A 19,128-nucleotide genomic window follows, 5' to 3' on the forward strand; every position below is an offset into this window, starting at 1 on the left:
CTCAGTCCTCGGCGGCCGGGCGGACATAGCGTCCTCGCCGGTGGACCAGGGGCTCCTCGTCGGCGCCGATGACGACCTCGTCGAGCGTGCACACCACCTCCAGCGACCAGCCGAGGAGCCGTACGTCGGTCACGGTGCAGGCTGCCCACGTGGACGCGTCGACCAGCCGCGGCCCCGCCGGGGTCTGCTCCCACGTGGCGGCCGCGAAGGTCCCGCCGGGCGCCGGCATCAGGCCGGCGAACTGCTCGGCGAGGTCGCGGTGCTGCCACTCCAGCAGGTGCACGACGACCCTGTCCCCCACCTCGAGGGACTCCCCAAGGTCCGAGTCGGGGTCGACCAGCCCCACGACGAGGGGTGGCTCCCCGCCGACGACGAGCATGGACGAGACGGTGAGCCCGCAACGCGTCCGGCCGGAACCGGTGGTCCACAGGCCGACCCGGGCCGAGAGCCGGCCCCGCAGCCGGCGCGCGGCGTCGCGGGAGCCCTCGGGGTCGGCGAACGGGTGGTCGGAGTGGATGGTCACGAGGTCGCCTCCAGCGGCACGGTCAGCTCCCACTCGGTCCCCCACGACCCGGTGTCCAGCCGCGCCGTGCCGCCGAGGTCGGCGATGCGGCCGCGGATGGACTGGCCCACGCCGAGGCGCCCGGACGCGGCCGCGGTCTCGAGCCGGCCGGCGGGGATGCCCGGACCGTCGTCGCGGACCGAGACGACCACCTCGCCGGGGACGGCGTCGAGCAGCACCCAGGCGGGGGCGCCGTCGCCGACGTGGACGCGGACGTTGTCCAGGCAGGCCGACACGGCCGCCACCACCTCGTGCCCGACGTGGGCCGGGACCGGCACCGGGGTCCCCGGGGTGGCGACGTCGACGCGGCCGGCGTGCGCGGTGGCCAGTCGCTCCAGCGCGCCCGCCAGGTCGACGGTGGAGCCCGGAGCCGTCACCGTGTCCTGCTGCCGGATCAGCGACCGCAGGCTGCGCTCCTGCTCGCCCGCGAGGCGGCCGAGCTCGGTGAGGTCGCCCCCGGCCTCGCCGGCGCGTCGCTGCACGAGCGAGAGCACCTGGAGCACGCCGTCGTGGACCGCGCGGGCCAGTCGCGTGCGCTCCTCGGCCGCCGCCGCGGCCCGCTGGGCGGCGTCACGCTCCACGGCCATCTGCTGGAGCGAGGCGCACATGTAGCCCACGATCGGACCGCCGATCATGAGCAGGAAGACGTTGCCGTAGTTGCCCTGGTCGAGCGGCTGGTCCACCGAGACCCGGATGGCGATGTCAGCCGCGGAGAGGAGCACCGCGGCGGCGAGACCGCCCTTCCAGTGCCAGTGCACGGCCCACGCGAGCAGCGCGCCGATCACCCAGAAGCCGGGGATGGTGGCGTTGAAGTCCGGCCCCTTCGCCAGCGGGGTCAGCGCCACCGCCCCCACGGCCACGGCCAGGTCGACGGCCAGGAGCAGCGGCGTACGACGTCGTGCCTCGGCGTAGCCCCACAGGGCGACACCGGTCCACGCGACGGCCACGACGACCACAGCGGCGCCGAGGGCCGGGTGGTCGAAGTTGTCGCGCCGCCACAGGTTGAGCGCGACCATGTTGATGCTCACCACGACGCGGACGAGCGCGAGCGCGCGGTGGAGCCGGTCCTCGACCGCGACCGCGGCCCGCTCGTCGACGCCCGGAGCGGTGCCGGTCAGGACGCCTGCTTCTCGGGCGCCTGGTCCTTGGCGGCCTGGTCCTTGGCGGCCTGGTCCTTGGCGGCCTGGTCCTTGGCGGCCTGGTCCTTGGCGGCCTGGTCCTTGGCGGCCTGGTCCTTGGCCTGCTCCTTGGAGAGCTCCTTGGCCTTGCTGGCGTACATGTCGACGTACTCCTGCTGGGAGAGCCGCATGATCTCGTACATGATCTCGTCGGTGATCGAGCGCAGGATGTAGCGGTCGTTCTCCAGGCCCTCGTAGCGCGAGAAGTCGAGCGGCGGCCCGAAGCGCACCACCGGGCGGGTCCACGAGCCGAAGATCTTGCCGGTCGGCGCCACCACGTCGGTGCCGACGACGGCGCACGGGACGACCGGGGCGCCGGTCTCGAGCGCGAGCCGGGCCACGCCGGTCTTGCCGCGGTAGAGCTTGCCGTCGTGGGAGCGGGTGCCCTCGGGGTAGATGCCGAAGAGGCCGCCCGCCTCGAGGATCTTCTTCGCGGACTTCATCGCGCCCTCGGCAGCGTTGGCGCCGGAGCGGTCGATGGGCACCTGGCCGGCCCCGGAGAAGAACTTCTTCTGGAACCAGCCCTTGATGCCGGGGGTGGTGAAGTACTCCGCCTTGGCGACGAAGGTGACGCGCCGGCTCAGCGTCAGCGGCATGAACAGCCAGTCGGCGTACGAGAGGTGGTTGCTCGCCAGGATGGCGGCCCCCTCCTCGGGGACGTTGGCGACGCCGTACGCCTTGGGGCGGAAGACCACGCGGAGGATCGGCCCGAGCGCGACCGACTTGAGGAACCAATACAGCACGGGGTGAGCCTAGCCCCGAAAGCGCCTCCTCGGGGGCCCGTACGTGGTGCACACTTCCCCCGTGAGGAATCCCCTGAAGCGCGGCGGCGCGGCCGCCCCCGTCGAGCCCGTCGACCCCGAGGTCACCCGCCCCTTCTCGGCGCCCGCGCGCCCCGAGCTGACCGGCGGTCGTCGCGTCGGCGTGCTGCTCCAGCACGGGTTCACCGGCTCGCCGTACTCGATGAAGCCGTGGGGGTCCGCCCTCGCCGAGAGGGGGTACGCCGTGGAGGTGCCGCTGCTGCCCGGGCACGGCACGTCGTGGCAGGACTGCAACACGGTCGGGTGGCAGGACTGGTACGACGCGGTGTCGCGGACGTTCGCCAGGCTCCGCGCCGAGAACGACGCGGTCGTCGTGGGCGGTCTGTCGATGGGTGGCTCGCTCGTGCTGCGACTGGCCGCCGACCACCCCGACGAGGTGGCCGGCGTGGTGCTGGTCAACCCGGCCGTCAACACCACCCGCCTCGATGTCAAGGCGCTGCCCGTCCTCAAGCGGGTCGTGGCGTCGATGCCGGGCATCGCCAACGACATCAAGAAGCCGGGCGTCGAGGAGCTGGGCTACACGCGCACCCCGCTGCGGGCCGCGGACTCGATGATGCGTGAGGGCTGGAAGCCGCTGCGCTCGGACCTGGCCCGGGTCACCGCCCCGGTGCTGCTCTTCAAGTCGACGGTCGACCACGTCGTCGACCCGTCGTCGCTGGACATCATCCGCAGCAACGTCTCCTCGCGGGACTTCACCGAGCGGATGCTGACCGAGAGCTACCACGTCGCGACCCTGGACAACGACGCGGAGACGATCTTCGCCGAGTCCGCCGACTTCGTGGCCAGGGTGAGCGCCGGCTGACGAGGTCACCTTCGTCGACCCGCTCGCCACGACCGGGAGCGGGCTACGGTGTGTGCGTGAGCGGACGGGGCGACGACGAGCGGCGGACGCGCGAGGACGCGGCCTGGCGCGAGATCGTCGACAACTACGGCGAGCGTCCCGAGGTGGACGACGCCCCCGCACCCGAGCCGCGGGTCGTCGCGCCGGAGCCCGAGCCTGATCCCGAGCCGGTGGCCGAGGTGGCGGTCGTGCGTCCCGCCGCCGAGGAGCGCTACGTCCCACCCCCGCCCCCTCCGATCCCCCGCCCGGCGCCCCCGCGGGCCATCGCCTGGGCCGGGCTCTTCGGGGTCCCGGTGATCCTGCTCGTGTGCCTCATGGCGACCCTCGACCTGCCGACGCTCATCGACTACCTGCTGCTCGGGTGGTTCGTCGGCGGCTTCGTCTACCTCGTCGCGACGATGTCGCGCGAGCCGCGCGAGCCCTGGGACGACGGCTCCCGCATCTGACCGGACCCGCGGGCGCTATCGTCGGCCGCGTGAGTGTGAGCGAGAACGTCGAAGTCACCGGCCACCTGATGGACAGCGGCATCCTGTCGCGCGTCCTCGACGACATCCGCCAGTACGGCGGCGACTGGGTCATCAAGGACATCGACCTGGGGCACGAGCAGACCGACACCAGCCACGCCACGATCACCGTCACGGCCGACGACGACGAGGCGCTCCAGCGGCTGCTCATGCGGCTGCAGACCCATGCCGTCAACCAGACGGACCCCGGCGAGGCGAGCACCGCCGAGGCCGACATGGACGGCGTCTTCCCCGACGGCTTCTACTCCACGACGAACCTGCCCACGCGGGTGCGCCTCGAGGGCCGCTGGTACGACGTCGAGAACCCCGAGATGGACTGCGGCCTCGTCGTGGAGGGCGAGCGCATCCACACCCTCCCGATGTCCGACGTGAAGGTCGGCATGCAGGTCGTCACCGGCGCCTCCGGCATCCGGGTCACCGCTCCCGTGGTGGACAAGGCGAGCGACGCGTTCGGCTTCATGGAGTCCGACGTGTCCTCGGAGAAGCCGCAGGCCGTGCTGGTGCGCCAGGTCGCCGACGGCATGCGCGAGGCCAAGGCCGAGGGCAAGAAGGTGCTGTGGGTCGGGGGCCCCGGCGTCGTGCACACTGGTGCCGCCCCCGCGATGGTGGCGATGGTCGACGCGGGCTTCGTGGACGTGCTCTTCGCCGGCAACGCGCTGGCCACCCACGACATCGAGTCCTCGCTGTACGGCACCAGCCTCGGCGTCGACCTGGCCAAGGGCCAGGGGGTCGAGCACGGGCACGAGCACCACATCCGGGCGCTCAACACGATCCGGAAGGCCGGGTCCATCAAGGCGGCCGTCGACTCCGGCGTGCTGACCGGCGGGATCATGCACGCGATGGTGAAGCACGACAAGAAGTTCGTCCTCGTCGGCTCGGTCCGCGACGACGGCCCCCTGCCCGACGTCCACACCGACGTCATCGTCGGTCAGCGCGCGATGCGCGCCGAGCTCGAGGACGTCGGCTTCTGCCTGATGGTGGCGACCATGCTGCACTCGGTGGCGACCGGCAACATCCTGCCCGCGTCGATCCCGCTGGTGTGCGTGGACATCAACCCGGCGACGGTGACCAAGCTCGCCGACCGCGGGTCGAGCCACGCCAAGGGCATCGTCACCGACGTCGGCCTCTTCCTCGAGCAGCTGGCGGGCGAGCTGGTCCCGGACTACCGCCGCGCCTGAGCCTGGCGGCGGGCCAGCTCGGCGGCCCCCACCAGGCCGGCCTCGGGGCCCAGCTGCGCCGCGACCAGTGGCGGGACCGTGCGGTGCGCCGCGCCCACCAGCGAGCGCACCAGCGCGGTGCGGGCCGGCTCGAGCAGCCGGTCCCCCGCGGCCGAGACGCCACCGCCGATGACGACCACCTCGGGGTCGAACGCCGCGACGAGGTTGGCGACGCCGACACCGAGCCAGTCCCCGACGCTGGCGAAGGCCTGGCGGGCCACCAGGTCGCCGTCCTCGGCGGCCGCGGTGACCATCGGACCGGTCACCAGCTCGGGATTGCCACCGGTCGCCTCCTCCAGCACGCTCGGCTGCTCCCCCATCCTGGCGCGGGCGAAGCGGACCAGCGCGTTGCCGGAGGAGTACTGCTCCCAGCAGCCCCGCCCGCCGCACTCGCACGCCTGGCCGCCCGGGACGACCTGCATGTGGCCGAACTCGCCCGCCATGCCGTTGGCGCCGCGCACCAGGTGGTCGTCGATGATGATGCCGCCGCCGATGCCTGTCCCCAGGGTGACGACGATGGCCGACCGCGCACCCCGCGCCGCGCCGTACGTCCACTCCGCGACGGCGGCGCCGTTGGCGTCGTTGTCCAGGGTGACCGGAACGCCCCAGCGGTCCGCCAGCCTGTCCCGCACCGCGTCGCCCTGCCACGGGAGGTGCGGGGCGAACATGACGCGACCACCCGACGCGTCGACGAACCCGGCGGCGGCCACGCCCACGCCCGCGATCGGCGAGCCGCCGGCCACCTCGAGCACGGCCTGCACGAGGGCGTCCTCGACCCGCACCGTGTCGACCCGGCGACCGGGAGTGGCCCGGCGTGCCGTGCGGACGACGCGTCCGTGCTCGTCGACCACCCCGGCGAGCACCTTGGTGCCCCCGACGTCGACGCCGATCCAGACCCGTTCCATCGCGGTTGTCACGGCCCCGATCCTGTCGCATGCGGCGATGTCCAGACCGCCGGGACCGCGGGCATGGCCCGAAGTGACTACTGCGGGTGGTCACCCGGGTCATTTCGGGTCGCATGCCTGCCGGGTGCGCCCGGCGCTCCCTACTCTCGATCTGATATCCGCCGGACATGGTGATCGAGGGGTCGGAATGCGCACAGTGCTCTCACGTCGGAGACGTGGTGAACGCGGGGCCGCGGCGCTCGAGTTCGCGCTGGTCGTGATCCCGCTCCTGATGATCCTCGGCGGCATCGTCAACTTCGGGATGGCGTTCTCGCAGAAGCTCGCCCTCGACAACGCCGTGCGCCAGGCGGCGCGAGCCGCCGTGGTCGACACGGGAACCACTCCGACGACCGAGGCCACGTCGTCCTTCAACGACTCTGCGATCGCGCGACAGGGCGAGGTCGTGTCCATCTCGTTCTCGGGCCGCAACACCTGCGAGGGCAGCGCCTTCGGCGACCGGATCACGGTCGTCGGCACCTTCAAGTCCAAGTTCATCTTCCCGTGGATGCTGCCGGGAGTCCCGAGGACGATGACGTGGACCAGCCGGGGGGAGTTCCAGTGCGAGTACTCATGAGGCGCCGCCCCAGGGACGAGCAGGGCGCGACCCTGGTGCTCGTCGCGCTGCTGGCGACCATCCTGCTCGTGCTGTCCGGGTTCACGATCGACCTGGGACAGGCCTACATGAGCAAGCGCAACCTGCAGAAGGCGGCGGACGCCGGCGCCCTCGCCGCGGCGCAGGTGCTGACGCAGTACCCGGGCACCTGCAACAACGTGATCTCCAACTCCGCCGCGATCACCCGGGCCCACGCCGCCGCGGACGAGTACCGCCGGCTCAACCGCGAGACCTACCTGCCCGCGTCCGCGGAGACGGAGTTCAGGGTCCGCTGCGACCCGGCGCTGAGGGTGCTCGTCGTCGAGTACGGCGTCGAGGGCACCACCTCGTCCTCCTTCGGCCCGCTCGCCGGCAGCGGGAACACGATCCGGACCGATCGTCGGGCCGAGGCCACCGTCGACGTGGCACCCATCGCCACCCAGAACGTGCGCCCGCTGGCGCTGTGCTCGGCCGCCCTGGCGCCGCCGTACGTCGACCAGACCGGCGACTTCATCAGGATCTTCTACCCCGAGAACGGCACCCGGTCCCCCGCCCAGTGCCCGAAGCCCAGGAGTGCCGGCAACTGGTGGACCCTCGACTGCCCGGAGGAGCGCGGCGGCGCCACCACCGTGCTCGAGACGCAGATCAAGAACGGGTGCAGTGAGCCCGTCTCCGTGATCCCGGGACAGGCGGACGCCTCCACCCCGGGCACCCTCACCGTGGTGCTCGAGGACGCGTGCCCCTCGGCCCCCGTCGGGTCCGAGACGTGCATGAGCGGTGACCCCGGCAGCCTCGACTCCGGCCACATCGCCGAGTCGTGGAAGTACCTCGTCGACAACTCGACCGAGAGCATCTTCCCGGTCTTCTGCGTGTCACCGCAGTGCTCCGACGACACCTCCAGCGGCACCGGCACCAACACCGTCTTTCCGGTCTACAAGCTGGTCTCCGCCGTCGTCTGCGGCTACCACTTCAGCGACCGGGAGAAGTACCACCGCACGACCGGGGCGTGTGCGGGCAACCCGTACCTCGCGGCCGCGGACCCCGACGGGAGCAACGCCAACAACTACCTCGTCATCAAGCTGACGCAGGCGCGGACGAGCGGGTCCAACAGCGAGTCCGAGTGTGCGCTGGGTGCCGGTTGCGACGGCGGCCTGCGGCGCAGCCGACTGACCAGCTGAGGCAGCTCCGCCACCGTCAGCGTCGGGCCAGGTCGGCCGCACCGATGAGCCCGGCCTTGTTGCCGAGCTCGGCCAGCACGACCTCCGCCACCGGCCGGTGCCCCCGGCCGGTGAGCTGACGGCGGAAGGCCGTCCGGATCGGCTCGACGAGCAGGTCGCCGGCCTCGCTGACCCCGCCGCCGATCGCGACCATGGCCGGGTCCAGCACGGCGGCGAGGGAGGCGATGCCCTCCCCCAGCCAGGTGCCGAGGTCGGCGAGCTGGTCGATCGCGAACGGGTCGCCGTCCTGCGCGGCCGCAGTGATCATCGGACCGTCGATGGCCGCCGGGTCGCCCCCGGCACGATCGATCAGTCCGCGAGCGAGCAACGACGGCCCCTGGGCCGCCTCCCGCGTCGCGCGGACGAGCGCCGTGCCCGAGCCGTAGGACTCCAGGCAGCCACGGTTGCCGCAGCCGCACATGACGCCGCCCGGGACGACGCGCATGTGGCCGATCTCCGCGGCGACCCCGAAGGCACCGCGGTGCAGGTGGCCGTCCAGGACGATCCCACCGCCGACGCCGGTGCCGACCGTCACGAGCAGGAAGTCGTCGACGTGCCGGCCCGCCCCGAACGCGAACTCGCCCCACGCCGCCGCGTTGGCGTCGTTCTCGACGACGACCGGGAGGTCCACGTGCTGCTCGAGCTCGGCCTTGAGGTCGATGTCGCGCCACGCCAGGTTGGGGGCGAAGTAGACGCGCGAGCGGGTGTTGTCGACGTAGCCCGCCGCGCCGACCCCGACACAGGTGACGTCGTGGCGCGAGCTGAGCTCGGTGACCAGGCCGGCGATGGCGCGCTCGATGGCCTCGACGTCCTCCGCGGGGGACTCCACCTTGAGCTCCTCCAGGATGCGGCCGTCACCGTCCACGACACCGCCGGCGATCTTGGTGCCGCCGACGTCGATGCCGCAGGCCAGTCCGTTGCTGCTCACGAGTCCTCCTCGGGCCAGTCCTCGTCGAGGACGATCTTCTGCACAGGGTCGGTACGACGCCCGCTGCTGCGCCGCGGGTGGGCGTCCGGCTCGGCGTCCGGACCGCTCCCGGGGTCGGGGGCGACCGTCGCGAGCACGCCGGCCGCGGCCTGCACCAGCGAGGAGGCTGCCACGGCCAGGTGCGCCTTCACCTCGGGGCTCAGCTGACGGACCGCGTGCACGGTCCGGCAGATCGGGCACACGGTGCACTCGGGGGCCCCGGTGTCGAGGTGCTCGCCGACCTGGTGGGCCGCGCCGGCGACCTGGTCCACCAGGTGGTCGGCGAGGCCGCTGGTCCCGTGGGCGGCATCGGCGCCGTGCTCGCGGGCCCAGCCGGACAGGGCGCCGAGCAGCTTGGCCGTCTCCTCGGCAAGGCTGCCGACCTCGGGGTCCGGAGCGCCGTCGTCACCGTGTGGGCGTGTCACGCGGTCTCCTCCTCGAACCTCACCTGCAGCACCCCGTCCTGCACGCGGGCTGCGGCGACCCGATGGCGGGCCAGCCCCGGCGGGAGGGTCAGGAGGCGACGATACGACCCCACCGTCACCACCAGCTCGTCGCCGTGGCGCGCGAGGTCGACGTCGTCCAGCGACGCGTGCGGCAGGCTCAGCCCGAGCACCGGCCCGGCGGCCGTCCGACTCACCGTGAACGGGCCACGGCCGGCGGGTACGGCGAGCGGGTCGGACCCGTCGTACACCTCGTCGGCGAGCTCCCGCAGGGCGTCGACGCCCATCGGCTCTCCCGCCCGGTAGAGGGAGCGCCACAGCGGCACTCCGGCGAACGACTCCCTCACCTCGGCCAGCACCGACCGCTGCGCGCGGACCCATCCCGCCCGCCACTCGTCGGCCTCGGCGTCCGGGAAGATGCGGTTGACCACCACTCCGTCGACGCGGTAGCCGAAGAGCGACAGCATCGTGAGCGACCTCCGGGCCTCGGCCAGCACGACGGACTCCGGGGTCAGCACCACCCGGACGCTGGACTCCGGACCGGTGAGCAGTGCGTGGACCTCGTCGAGCTCGTCGTGGAGGCGCTGGAGCGCGTCGAAGACGGTGTCCGTGGGCATCGGGACCCCCGCGGCCCGGCTCAGGACCGGACGCAGCGCCTTGACGATGCGTCGCTCCACGGGGAAGACGCGCTCCATGTACCACCCGAGCGCCTCCGGGAGCGCGAGCAGCCGCAGCGTCTCGGCGGTCGGTGCGCAGTCGACGACGATGACGTCCCACTCCCCCGACAGCGCGTGCACCCGCAGCTCCAGCAGGGCGAGGACCTCCTCGGCGCCGGGGAGGACGGCGAGCTCCTCGGCAGCGACCCGGTCCACGCCCGCGACGTCGAGCACGCTCAGGAGGTAGCCCTGGATCTCCGCCCAGGACTGCTCGAAGCGCAGCTGGGCGTCGACCTGCTGCACGTGCAGGCCGGGCGCCACCCGGGTGGGCTCGGCACCGACCTCGACGCCGAAGGCGTCGGCCAGCGAGTGCGCGGCGTCCGTGGACAGCACGAGCGTGCGCAGGCCGCGAGCGGCGGCGAGGGCCGCCGTGCCCGCCGCGACGGTCGACTTGCCGACGCCGCCCTTGCCGGTGAAGAGGAGGATGCGCACCGTGGGAGATCGAGGCCGTGGAGGACGAGGTCGGGGCGCGCTCAGTGCGTCTCGACGCGCTTCTTCAGCCCCTTGAGGGCGGTGTCGATGAGGATCTTCTCGCCCTTGCGCTTGAGCATGCCGATGAGCGGGATGGACACGTCCAGGGCGAGTCGGTAGGTCACCTCGGTCGCCCCGTTGCCCAGGTCGCGCAGCTCGTAGGCACCGTCGAGCGCCTTGAGCATCTTGCCCTCGACGAGGGTCCAGGTGACCTCGCGGTCGCCGTCCCAGTCGTAGGCGAGGGTGTACTCGTCCTTGATGGGCGAGACGTCGAGCTCGAAGTAGACCTGCTCGGCCCGGTCACCGCCGAGCGCGTCGGGCTCCACCACGCGCGCCGTCTTCACGCCCTTGGCCCAGGAGGGATAGGACTCGAAGTCCGCGATCACCGCCATGACCTGCGCCGGGGGTGCATCGATGACGATCGACGAAGTGGTCTGCTCGGCCATGTGCGCAACCTACCGGACGCCGGAGTGCCCAGAAACGCCTCCGACGCTCCGCTCGCGCCACTACCGTTCCTCGCGAGCCACCCCGCCACGAGGAGACCGACCATGGACCACGCCCCGGCGCCCCAGGACACCCGGCGCATCGACGTGGGACGGGTCGTCGCCGTGACGCTGTTCACGTTGCTGCTGACCCTCAACGTCCTGCGCCTCACGAGCGGGGAGCCGTTCGGCCACGCGTTCATGATGGTCAACACCGGACTCGCCCTGGTCTTCTACCTCCTGCTCATCGCGGCCTACCTCCGGCGGGCGCCCAGCTCCCGGACCGACATGCGCTGGAGCTCCTGGCTGGTGGCGCTCCTGGGCACGTGCGCCCCGTTCGCGATCCCGCTGGTCTCCCAGGGCCCCCGCGAGGGAGGTCCCCTCGCCCTGGTGGCTGCCGTGGTGCTCGGCCTGGGTCTCGTGGCCATGCTCTGGGCGCTCGGCTCGCTCGGCACCAACATCAGCGTCGTCCCGCAGGCACGCAAGGTCGTCAGCCACGGTCCCTACGCACGCGTCCGTCACCCGCTCTACGCCGCCGAGCTCGTCAACGTGCTGGGCCTGTGCCTGGCCGCGACCGGTCCAGGACCCTGGGTCGTCATGGTGGCGCTCGTCACCTTCCAGGTCGTGCGCGCGCGGCGGGAGGAGGAGCTGCTGTCGCGCGAGCTGCCCGGGTACGCCGACTACAAGAGCCGCACCCCTATGCTCGTCCCGGCACTCGGCCGCAGCTAGGAGGTTCCCCGTGCGTGAGTTCTCCACGCCCCTGACCATCGAGATCCCCGCGACGGGCAACCTCACCGACGACGTCGTCACCAACGCCCGGCAGGCTCCCGACGCCGTGGTCTTCAGCCGCAAGGTCGACGGCGCGTGGAGCGACGTCACCGCTGCACAGTTCCTCGCCGAGGTGAGCGCCGTCGCCAAGGGGCTGATGGCTTCCGGGATCGAGCCGGGCGACCGCGTGGCCCTGATCTCCAAGACACGGTACGAGTGGACGCTGCTCGACTACGCGATCTGGTTCGCCGGGGCCGCCACCGTCCCCGTCTACGAGACCTCCTCCGCGGAGCAGGTCGCCTGGATCCTCACCGACTCGGGCGCCAAGGCGGTCGTCGCGGAGGGCAAGGAGCACCTGGCCCGCGTCAACGAGGCGCGCCAGGCGGGGGCCGGCACCGACCTCAACCACGTCTGGTCCATCGACGACAACGCCGTCGACGTGCTGGGCCGACTGGGCCAGGACATCTCCGACGAGGCCCTGGAGGAGCGTCGTACGTCCGTGACGCCCCTCGACCTCGCGACGCTGATCTACACCAGCGGGACCACCGGCCGCCCCAAGGGCTGCATGCTCACGCACGGCAACTTCATGTTCGAGCTGGGGGTGGCGACCGACGAGCTGCACCACCTCTTCGACACCGACGGCGCCTCGACGCTGCTGTTCCTCCCGCTGGCGCACGTGTTCGCCCGGATCATCCAGGTCGGCGCGATCAAGAAGCGGGTCCGGGTCGGCCACAGCGCCGACATCAAGAACCTCCTGGGAGACCTCGAGGTCTTCCAGCCCACCTTCATCCTGGCCGTGCCGCGGGTGTTCGAGAAGGTCTTCAACAGCGCCTCGCAGCGCGCCACGGCCGACGGCCGCGGCAAGATCTTCGACCGCGCCGCCGAGACCGCCATCACCTGGTCGAGGGCGCAGGACGGTGGCCGGGTGCCCCTGCGCGTCCGGGCCCAGCACGCGCTGTTCGACCGGCTGGTCTACGGCAAGCTGCGCACCGCCCTCGGCGGCAGCTGCCAGTACGCCGTGTCGGGCGGCGCGCCGCTCGGCGACCGGCTCGGTCACTTCTACCGCGGCATCGGCGTGACCGTCCTCGAGGGCTACGGCCTCACCGAGACGACGGCCGCCCTCACGGTGAACCTTCCCGAGGCGCAGAAGATCGGGACCGTCGGGCGCCCCATCCCGGGCACGTCCGTGCGCGTCGCCGACGACGGCGAGCTGCTGTTCCGGGGAGGACAGGTCTTCGCCGGCTACTGGCGCAACGAGGACGCCACCCACGAGGCGCTGACCCGCGACGGCTGGTTCCACACCGGCGACGTCGGCGAGGTCGACGACGAGGGCTTCGTCCGCATCACCGGGCGCAAGAAGGAGATCCTGGTGACCGCCGGCGGCAAGAACGTCGCTCCCGCGGTCCTGGAGGACCGGTTGCGCGCGCACGCCCTGATCGACCAGTGCATGGTCGTCGGGGACGGCCAGCCCTTCATCGCCGCGCTCGTCACCATCGACCGGGAGTCCTTCCCGGCATGGGCCGAGGCCCACGGCAGGTCCGGGGCCCTCGAGGACCTCCTGGACGACCCCGAGCTCCACGCAGCCGTCGAGGCGGCCGTCGAGGACGCCAACAAGGCGGTGTCGAAGGCCGAGGCGATCCGCAAGTTCACCATCCTCCGCGAGGAGTGGACCGAGGAGGGCGGCCACCTCACGCCGAGCCTCAAGCTCAAGCGCAACGTGGTCATGCGCGAGTTCCGCGAAGACGTCGAGGCCCTCTACCTCAGCTGAGCCGGTTTCCGGGCGCTCCCACGCGCCGATCGCACGGAATCCCTCGTCCGGGCTACGCGACCACCAGGTCGACTAGTCACATCGGGTGGTGTCCGGGCCACCTCTGGGCTGTTTGTCCGGTTTAGCCCACGCGCCGGTCCCGGCCTGCCTAGATTCGCGCATCGGGAAGGGATCTGGGACCTCTCCCACAGGGCACCACACCTGAGCATCCCCAGAACCCCCGGTCACTGCTCTGCGAAGGATCGCCTCATGGCCCGTCGTCCAGTCCTCCTCATCGTCGCCGTCCTGATCGCGCTGGTCGGGACATCGCTCATCGTCCTGTACGTCCAAGGCATCGACTCCCGCGCGACCGCGGGCCAGGAGCTCGTCGAGGTCCTGACCGCGACCGACACCATCGATCCGGGCGAAGAGGTCTCCGTCGCGCAGGAGGCCGGCAAGTTCGAGAAGACCGAGGTCCGCCGCGAGGACCTGGTCGAGGGTGCGCTCACCTCGACCAGCTCGATCGCCGACCTGGTCGCCATCAACACGATCTATCCGGGCGAGCAGGTCCTGGCCAAGAAGTTCGGCAACCTCGGTGCCGCCGAGAACCTGATCATCCCGGACGACAAGATGGCCGTGTCGGTGGAGCTCACCGACTTCGAGCGCGTCGCCGGCTTCGTCAACCCCGGTGCCGAGGTCGCGGTGTTCGCCACCGCCCTCTCGCCGGTCCGGCTCACCCCGGACGGCAAGGAGGTCAAGCTCGGGAGCGTCACCCGGATCGTCCTGCCCCGGTCGCCGGTCATCGGTGTCGGCACCACCAGCGTCACCTCCCGGACGACCAAGACCGAGGAGGGCGAGGAGACCGCGCAGGTCGCCCAGACGATCCTCACCCTGGCGGTGACCCAGGAGGAGGCCGAGAAGCTCATCCAGGCTGACCGCGGCGCCGACCTGACGTTCGCGCTCCTCACCGGTGACACCAAGACCGAGGACGGCCCCGGTGCCACGCCGGGCGACATCTTCCCCGAGACCTTCCGGAACCTGCCGTGACCACCATCCTCGAGCCCGACGTGGCGCAGCTCGGCATCATGAACGCGATGCTGCACGGCTCCACGGCCACGACGAGCATGGCCGAGCTCAAGGGGCACCTCGACGACAGCCCGCACGAGTTCGCCGTCGTCCTCGGCCCCTCGGTCCCCATCCACGAGGCCACGGAGTTCGCCCAGCACGCCCGCATCAACCGTCCCGACCTGGGGGTGATCCTGCTCCGTCACGGAGTGGACAGCGACACCCTCTCGGTCGCCCTGCGCAGCGGCATGCGTGAGGTCGTCGAGGCCCGCGACCTTGCCGGTCTCACTACGGCCGTCCACCGGGCGCGCAGCGTGGCCAAGGAGATCTCGCAGGCCCTGGAGGAGGACGCCAGGGCTGCCGCCGAGGCCGCGATCGCCGAGGCCGCGGCCGCCCGGGCCGCCGCCCAGGCCGCCGCGGACGCACCGCAGGCGCAGGTGATCACCGTCTTCTCCACCAAGGGAGGCGTGGGCAAGAGCCTGGTCGCCACCAACCTGGGCGTCGCGCTCAGCGATGCCGGCCAGCGCGTCTGCCTGGTGGACCTCGACGTCAACAGTGGCGACGTCGCGATCATGCTGCAGCTCACGCCCACCCGGACCATCAACGACCTCGTCGCCTTCAACGGCCAGATCGACCCGGACTCCCTGTCCACGATCCTCACCACCGCGTCCGACCGTCTCTCCCTGATGGCGGCCCCGGTCCGCCTCGACTCCCCCGACCACGCCGCCGCGACGGACGTCGGGCTCATGATCGAGACCCTCAAGGGGATGTTCGACTTCATCGTCGTGGACACCTCCGGCGTCTTCGACGACCACGCGCTGACCGCCCTGGACCGGACCGACACGATCGTCCTGGTCGGCACCCTCGACATCCCGGCGCTCAAGGCCCTCAAGCTGGCGACCGGCACGCTCGACCTGCTGAACTTCGGTCGCGACAGCTGGAAGTTCGTCCTCAACCGGGCCGACGGCAAGGTCGGCCTGACCGTCGCCGAGTTCGAGTCCACCCTGGGGCTGAAGGCCGACGCCACCCTGGTGTCCAGCCGTGAGGTCCTGGCCGCGGTCAACCGTGGTGAGGCCCTCGTCAAGGCCTACCCGAGCCACGCGAACAGCAAGGCCATCGTCGAGTTCGCCAGGACGTTCACCCGCTCCGACGCCGTGTCGGGCAAGAAGGGCGCCCGTCGTCGATTGAGGAAGGCATGACATGAGTCTCACGGACAGGCTGGCGGCCGCACAGCGATCGCGCTCGCAGCACTCCACGACCGACGCCCCCACCGCGACGCCCGGCGCACCCGTGGCGTCGGAACCGAAGCAGGCTGCCGGCGCTCCCGCCCCGGCGGGCGGGTCCCTCGCCGCCCGCACCTCGGCCGAGGTCGGCAAGCGCACAGCGGGACGGGACCCCTTCGGGGACGTCAAGCGGATCGTGCACGCCCGGCTCGTGGAGACGCTGGGCCCCAAGCTGTACGACGCGCACATGACGCAGTCCGAGCTCGAGCAGCAGGTGCACTTCGCGCTCCAGACGGCGCTGGCCGAGACCGACCAGCCGATGTCCAGCGCCGACCGCGCGCGCGTCTCGCAGGAGATCGCCGACGACATCCTGGGCTACGGCCCGCTCGAGCCCCTCCTGCGCGACCCGGACCTCTCCGAGGTCATGGTCAACGCCTTCGACAGCATCTACATCGAGCGCAGCGGCAAGCTGGTCAAGACCGACGCGGCCTTCAACGACGAGGCCCACCTGCGCCGCACGATCGACAAGATCGTCAGCAAGATCGGCCGTCGCGTCGACGAGACCAGCCCGATGTGCGACGCGCGTCTCCCCGACGGCAGCCGCGTCAACGCGATCATCCCGCCGCTGGCCCTCGACGGCTCCAAGCTCACCATCCGCAAGTTCTCCGAGGACCCCTACACGGTCGAGGACCTCATCAACTTCGGGTCCCTCACCCGTCCCTCGGCCAACCTGCTCGAGGGCTGCGTCAAGGGCCGCCTCAACATCCTGGTCTCCGGCGGCACCGGCGCCGGCAAGACGACCACCCTCAACGTCCTGTCGTCGTTCATCCCCGCGGACGAGCGGATCGTCACGATCGAGGACGCCGCCGAGCTCCGGCTGCACCAGGACCACGTGCTGCGACTCGAGTCCCGCCCCGCCAACATCGAGGGCAAGGGCGCCGTCACCATCCGCGACCTCGTCAAGAACTCGCTGCGCATGCGGCCCGACCGGGTGGTCGTCGGTGAGATCCGTGACGCTGCGGCGCTCGACATGCTCCAGGCCATGAACACCGGTCACGACGGCTCGATCTCGACCCTGCACGCCAACACGCCGCGCGACGCCCTCGCCCGGCTCGAGACCATGGTCCTCATGGCGGGCATGGACCTCCCGGTGCGCGCCATCCGCGAGCAGGTCGCCAGCGCCGTGGACCTCATCATCCAGCAGACGCGCCTCAAGGACGGCACCCGCCGCATCACCGCCATCACCGAGATCGTGGGGATGGAGGGCGACATCATCACCACCCAGGACGTCTTCCTCTTCGACTACGCCGCAGGCGTCGACGAGAACGGCAAGTTCAAGGGTGGCCTCAAGTCGATGGGCCTGCGTCCCCGCTTCCTCGAGCGGCTCACCGACCACGGTGTCCACGTCGACCCGTCCGTCTTCGCCACCGGGGGCGGGCTGTGACGACGCGGTCGCTGCGGGTGCGCCGCCTCGCCGCCCCGCTGGTCGCCGTCGCTCTCGGCACGCTTCTGTACGCCGCGCCGGCGCACGCCGAGGACGAGATCACCATCGACCACGTCGAGGCCGCCGACGGCACCGTCTCCATGGTGCTGTCGGTCGACGGTGTCCCCAGCGGCACCGTGGACCCCTCGAGCGTCGTGGTCGAGGTGGACGGTCGCGAGGTCACGTCGCAGGCGAAGACCGTCGCCGCCGGTGACATCTCGCGGTCCACCGTCCTGGTGCTCGACGCCAGCAACAGCATGGCCCAGGCGGGCAAGTTCGACGCCGCCACCGCGGCCGTCGGCGCCTACCTCGGCGCCGCTCCCGAGGACGTGAAGATCGGGCTCGTCACCTTCGCGGGCGACGTCGTCGACACCATCGACCCGACCACCGACCACTCCTCCGTGGCCGACGCCCTCGACGCCGTGTCCCTGACCCGGGGCACCAGCGTGTACGACGCCATCCGCGAGGGCGTCGCGCTCGTCGGCGACGACGGCTCGCGCTCCCTCCTGGTCCTCTCGGACGGTGCCGACACCGGCAGCGACGCGACCCTGGACGTCGCGATCAACGACGCCCGCGAGGCCGGCGTCGTCGTCGACGTGGTGTCCATCGGGACCGCCGCGAAGGCCGAGGCCCTGTCGGCGCTGGCCGACGACACCGGCGGCGCGGTCATCCCCGCGGACCCGGCCGCCCTCGACGCGGTCTTCACCGCCCAGGCGGATGCCCTCGCGGAGCAGATGCTGCTGACGTTCGACTCCCCCGCCGACATCACCGGCGAGGCCACGATCACCGTCAGCGCCGACGCCGACGGCTCGACGTACGTCGACTCGGCCTTCGTGACCCTCGCGGACACCGGGTTCTCGGTCCCCGAGGTCGTCGAGCCGGGCAAGGCACTCGTCAGCCGACCGGTGATGCTGGCCGGCGCCGTCGCACTGTTCCTCGGCATGCTCGTCCTGCTGGTCATCGTCCTCACGCCGGGCCGGTCCCACGCCGAGCGTCGGCTCGACGCGTACTTCGAGGGCGCCGAGGACGGCGCTCGACCGGGACGGCGTCGCGCCTCGGGCAACAGCCCCACCGACCTCAGGGAGTCGGCGGTGGCGATGACCTCCAAGGTCGTCAACGCCGACCTCGAGACCCGGATCTCCCAGCGCCTGGCGGGCGCCGGGTCCGCGCTCACCGCGTCGGAGTGGGTGCTGCTGCACGCAGGACTGGTGGTCGCTGGTGCGGCCGTGGGGTTCATCATGGGAGGCCCCCCGATGACCGTGCTCGGCCTGGTCCTGGGTCTCGTGCTCCCGTGGGTCTACCTCAAGTGGCGGCACCGCCGCCGTCTCAGCCGCTTCAACGGCCAGCTCGCGCAGACGCTCGGGTTGATGGCCGGAGGCCTCCAGGCCGGGCTGTCGCTGCCCCAGGCGGTCGACAGCGTGGTCAGGGAGGGTCACGAGCCGATGGCCGGCGAGCTGCGGCGGGCCCTGGTGGAGCAGCGGCTCGGCATCGACATCTCCGACGCGCTCGAGGGGGTCGGCCACCGCATGGACAGCGAGGACTTCGGCTGGGTCGTGATGGCCATCCGGATCCAGCGCGAGGTCGGAGGCAACCTGGCCGAGATCCTGCACACCGTGGCGGACACCCTGCGCGAACGGGAGTACCTGCGTCGTCAGGTGAAGGCACTCAGCGCCGAGGGCCGGCTCTCCGGCTACATCCTGACGGGCCTGCCACCCCTGATCGGCCTGTACATGTACTTTGCCAACCGTGCCTACCTGGAAGTGCTCTACACGACCACCGTGGGGATGATCCTCCTCGCCGTGGCCTTCGTCTTCCTGAGCGTCGGCGCGTTCGCCATGTCACGTCTAGCGAAGGTCGAGGTCTGAGC

Annotated in this window: 19 protein-coding genes; 11 read left to right on the forward strand and 8 right to left on the reverse strand. The window is 71.6% G+C overall.

Features of this window, described 5'->3' with window-relative positions:
- Window position 1: 1 nt before the first annotated feature.
- Genes ASG94_RS02025 through ASG94_RS02035 form a run of 3 tightly spaced genes read right to left on the reverse strand, consistent with a single transcriptional unit; the run spans window position 2 to window position 2,483 of the window.
- Window positions 2-523, reverse strand: a complete 522-nt coding sequence (locus ASG94_RS02025) for a flavin reductase family protein (protein WP_056924764.1) — start codon at window positions 521-523, stop codon at window positions 2-4.
- A complete protein-coding gene (gene macS / locus ASG94_RS02030) occupies window positions 520-1,680 on the reverse strand; it encodes a MacS family sensor histidine kinase (protein ID WP_056926226.1) in 1,161 nt (386 codons plus the stop codon). Before macS ends, ASG94_RS02025 begins: the two co-directional genes overlap by 4 nt.
- Window positions 1,677-2,483 carry a lysophospholipid acyltransferase family protein gene (locus tag ASG94_RS02035; RefSeq protein ID WP_056924765.1) on the reverse strand — a complete coding sequence of 269 codons (807 nt, stop codon included), beginning with the start codon at window positions 2,481-2,483 and terminating at the stop codon, window positions 1,677-1,679. Before ASG94_RS02035 ends, macS begins: the two co-directional genes overlap by 4 nt.
- 61 nt (window positions 2,484-2,544) lie before the next feature.
- On the opposite strand from ASG94_RS02035, the gene ASG94_RS02040 reads away from it, so the two are divergent.
- From ASG94_RS02040 to ASG94_RS02050, 3 genes are read left to right on the forward strand one after another with little or no spacing between them, the layout of a single operon-like run.
- The gene (locus ASG94_RS02040; RefSeq protein WP_235537090.1) at window positions 2,545-3,363 is read left to right on the forward strand and encodes an alpha/beta hydrolase; all 819 of its coding nucleotides are present in this window, start codon (window positions 2,545-2,547) and stop codon (window positions 3,361-3,363) included.
- Window positions 3,364-3,419: 56 nt separating this feature from the next.
- Window positions 3,420-3,848, forward strand: a complete 429-nt coding sequence (locus ASG94_RS02045) for a hypothetical protein (RefSeq protein ID WP_156411377.1) — start codon at window positions 3,420-3,422, stop codon at window positions 3,846-3,848.
- Between the two features lie 29 nt (window positions 3,849-3,877).
- Entirely contained in the window at window positions 3,878-5,104 is a 1,227-nt protein-coding gene (locus ASG94_RS02050) for an ornithine cyclodeaminase (protein WP_082623876.1), read from the forward strand.
- Here the strand turns inward: ASG94_RS02050 and ASG94_RS02055 are convergent.
- Window positions 5,089-6,060 (reverse strand): ROK family protein, encoded by a 972-nt coding sequence (locus ASG94_RS02055; RefSeq protein ID WP_235537091.1) that lies wholly within the window; start codon window positions 6,058-6,060, stop codon window positions 5,089-5,091. The genes ASG94_RS02050 and ASG94_RS02055 overlap by 16 nt on opposite strands.
- 175 nt (window positions 6,061-6,235) lie before the next feature.
- Here ASG94_RS02055 and ASG94_RS02060 point away from each other — a divergent pair, with 175 nt between their 5' ends.
- Both ASG94_RS02060 and ASG94_RS02065 read left to right on the forward strand, forming a co-directional pair.
- Window positions 6,236-6,661 carry a TadE family protein gene (locus ASG94_RS02060; RefSeq protein WP_056924768.1) on the forward strand — a complete coding sequence of 142 codons (426 nt, stop codon included), beginning with the start codon at window positions 6,236-6,238 and terminating at the stop codon, window positions 6,659-6,661.
- The gene (locus tag ASG94_RS02065) at window positions 6,658-7,857 is read left to right on the forward strand and encodes a pilus assembly protein TadG-related protein (protein WP_056924769.1); all 1,200 of its coding nucleotides are present in this window, start codon (window positions 6,658-6,660) and stop codon (window positions 7,855-7,857) included. Before ASG94_RS02060 ends, ASG94_RS02065 begins: the two co-directional genes overlap by 4 nt.
- Window positions 7,858-7,873: 16 nt before the next feature.
- Here ASG94_RS02065 and ASG94_RS02070 read toward each other — a convergent pair whose 3' ends face one another.
- Genes ASG94_RS02070 through ASG94_RS02085 form a run of 4 tightly spaced genes read right to left on the reverse strand, consistent with a single transcriptional unit; the run spans window position 7,874 to window position 10,939 of the window.
- Window positions 7,874-8,824 carry an ROK family glucokinase gene (locus ASG94_RS02070; RefSeq protein WP_235537092.1) on the reverse strand — a complete coding sequence of 317 codons (951 nt, stop codon included), beginning with the start codon at window positions 8,822-8,824 and terminating at the stop codon, window positions 7,874-7,876.
- Window positions 8,821-9,288 (reverse strand): hypothetical protein, encoded by a 468-nt coding sequence (locus ASG94_RS21935; protein WP_056924770.1) that lies wholly within the window; start codon window positions 9,286-9,288, stop codon window positions 8,821-8,823. The genes ASG94_RS02070 and ASG94_RS21935 overlap by 4 nt, the downstream gene beginning before the upstream one ends.
- Window positions 9,285-10,454: an ArsA family ATPase gene (locus tag ASG94_RS02080; RefSeq protein ID WP_056924771.1), complete on the reverse strand. Its 1,170-nt coding sequence runs from the start codon at window positions 10,452-10,454 to the stop codon at window positions 9,285-9,287. Before ASG94_RS02080 ends, ASG94_RS21935 begins: the two co-directional genes overlap by 4 nt.
- 41 nt (window positions 10,455-10,495) lie before the next feature.
- Complete coding sequence (locus ASG94_RS02085; RefSeq protein WP_056924772.1) at window positions 10,496-10,939, reverse strand: SRPBCC family protein; 444 nt, start codon at window positions 10,937-10,939, stop codon at window positions 10,496-10,498.
- A 102-nt stretch (window positions 10,940-11,041) separates the two neighbouring features.
- Here ASG94_RS02085 and ASG94_RS02090 point away from each other — a divergent pair, with 102 nt between their 5' ends.
- The 6 genes from ASG94_RS02090 (at window position 11,042) to ASG94_RS02115 (ending at window position 19,126) form a co-directional block, all read left to right on the forward strand.
- The gene (locus tag ASG94_RS02090; RefSeq protein ID WP_056924773.1) at window positions 11,042-11,704 is read left to right on the forward strand and encodes a methyltransferase family protein; all 663 of its coding nucleotides are present in this window, start codon (window positions 11,042-11,044) and stop codon (window positions 11,702-11,704) included.
- Between the two features lie 10 nt (window positions 11,705-11,714).
- Window positions 11,715-13,511: an AMP-dependent synthetase/ligase gene (locus ASG94_RS02095; RefSeq protein ID WP_056924774.1), complete on the forward strand. Its 1,797-nt coding sequence runs from the start codon at window positions 11,715-11,717 to the stop codon at window positions 13,509-13,511.
- Between the two features lie 249 nt (window positions 13,512-13,760).
- A complete protein-coding gene (gene cpaB, locus ASG94_RS02100) occupies window positions 13,761-14,537 on the forward strand; it encodes a Flp pilus assembly protein CpaB (protein ID WP_056924775.1) in 777 nt (258 codons plus the stop codon).
- Window positions 14,534-15,754: an AAA family ATPase gene (locus tag ASG94_RS02105; RefSeq protein ID WP_056924776.1), complete on the forward strand. Its 1,221-nt coding sequence runs from the start codon at window positions 14,534-14,536 to the stop codon at window positions 15,752-15,754. Before cpaB ends, ASG94_RS02105 begins: the two co-directional genes overlap by 4 nt.
- 1 nt (window position 15,755) lies before the next feature.
- A complete protein-coding gene (locus ASG94_RS02110; protein WP_056924777.1) occupies window positions 15,756-17,222 on the forward strand; it encodes a CpaF family protein in 1,467 nt (488 codons plus the stop codon).
- On the forward strand, window positions 17,219-19,126 hold the full coding sequence (locus ASG94_RS02115) for a type II secretion system F family protein (protein WP_056924778.1): 1,908 nt from the start codon (window positions 17,219-17,221) through the stop codon (window positions 19,124-19,126). The genes ASG94_RS02110 and ASG94_RS02115 overlap by 4 nt, the downstream gene beginning before the upstream one ends.
- The last annotated feature ends 2 nt before the right edge of the window (window positions 19,127-19,128 follow it).

This window comes from Nocardioides sp. Soil805, assembly GCF_001429625.1.
Lineage (GTDB): Bacteria > Actinomycetota > Actinomycetes > Propionibacteriales > Nocardioidaceae > Nocardioides.

Coding starts and splice junctions, on each gene's coding strand:
- ASG94_RS02060 (WP_056924768.1), top strand. CDS start 6,236: ATGCGCACAGTGCTCTCACGTCGGAGACGTGGTGAACGCGGGGCCGCG.
- ASG94_RS02065 (WP_056924769.1), top strand. CDS start 6,658: ATGAGGCGCCGCCCCAGGGACGAGCAGGGCGCGACCCTGGTGCTCGTC.
- ASG94_RS02085 (WP_056924772.1), bottom strand. CDS start 10,939: ATGGCCGAGCAGACCACTTCGTCGATCGTCATCGATGCACCCCCGGCG.
- ASG94_RS02090 (WP_056924773.1), top strand. CDS start 11,042: ATGGACCACGCCCCGGCGCCCCAGGACACCCGGCGCATCGACGTGGGA.
- cpaB (WP_056924775.1), top strand. CDS start 13,761: ATGGCCCGTCGTCCAGTCCTCCTCATCGTCGCCGTCCTGATCGCGCTG.
- ASG94_RS02110 (WP_056924777.1), top strand. CDS start 15,756: ATGAGTCTCACGGACAGGCTGGCGGCCGCACAGCGATCGCGCTCGCAG.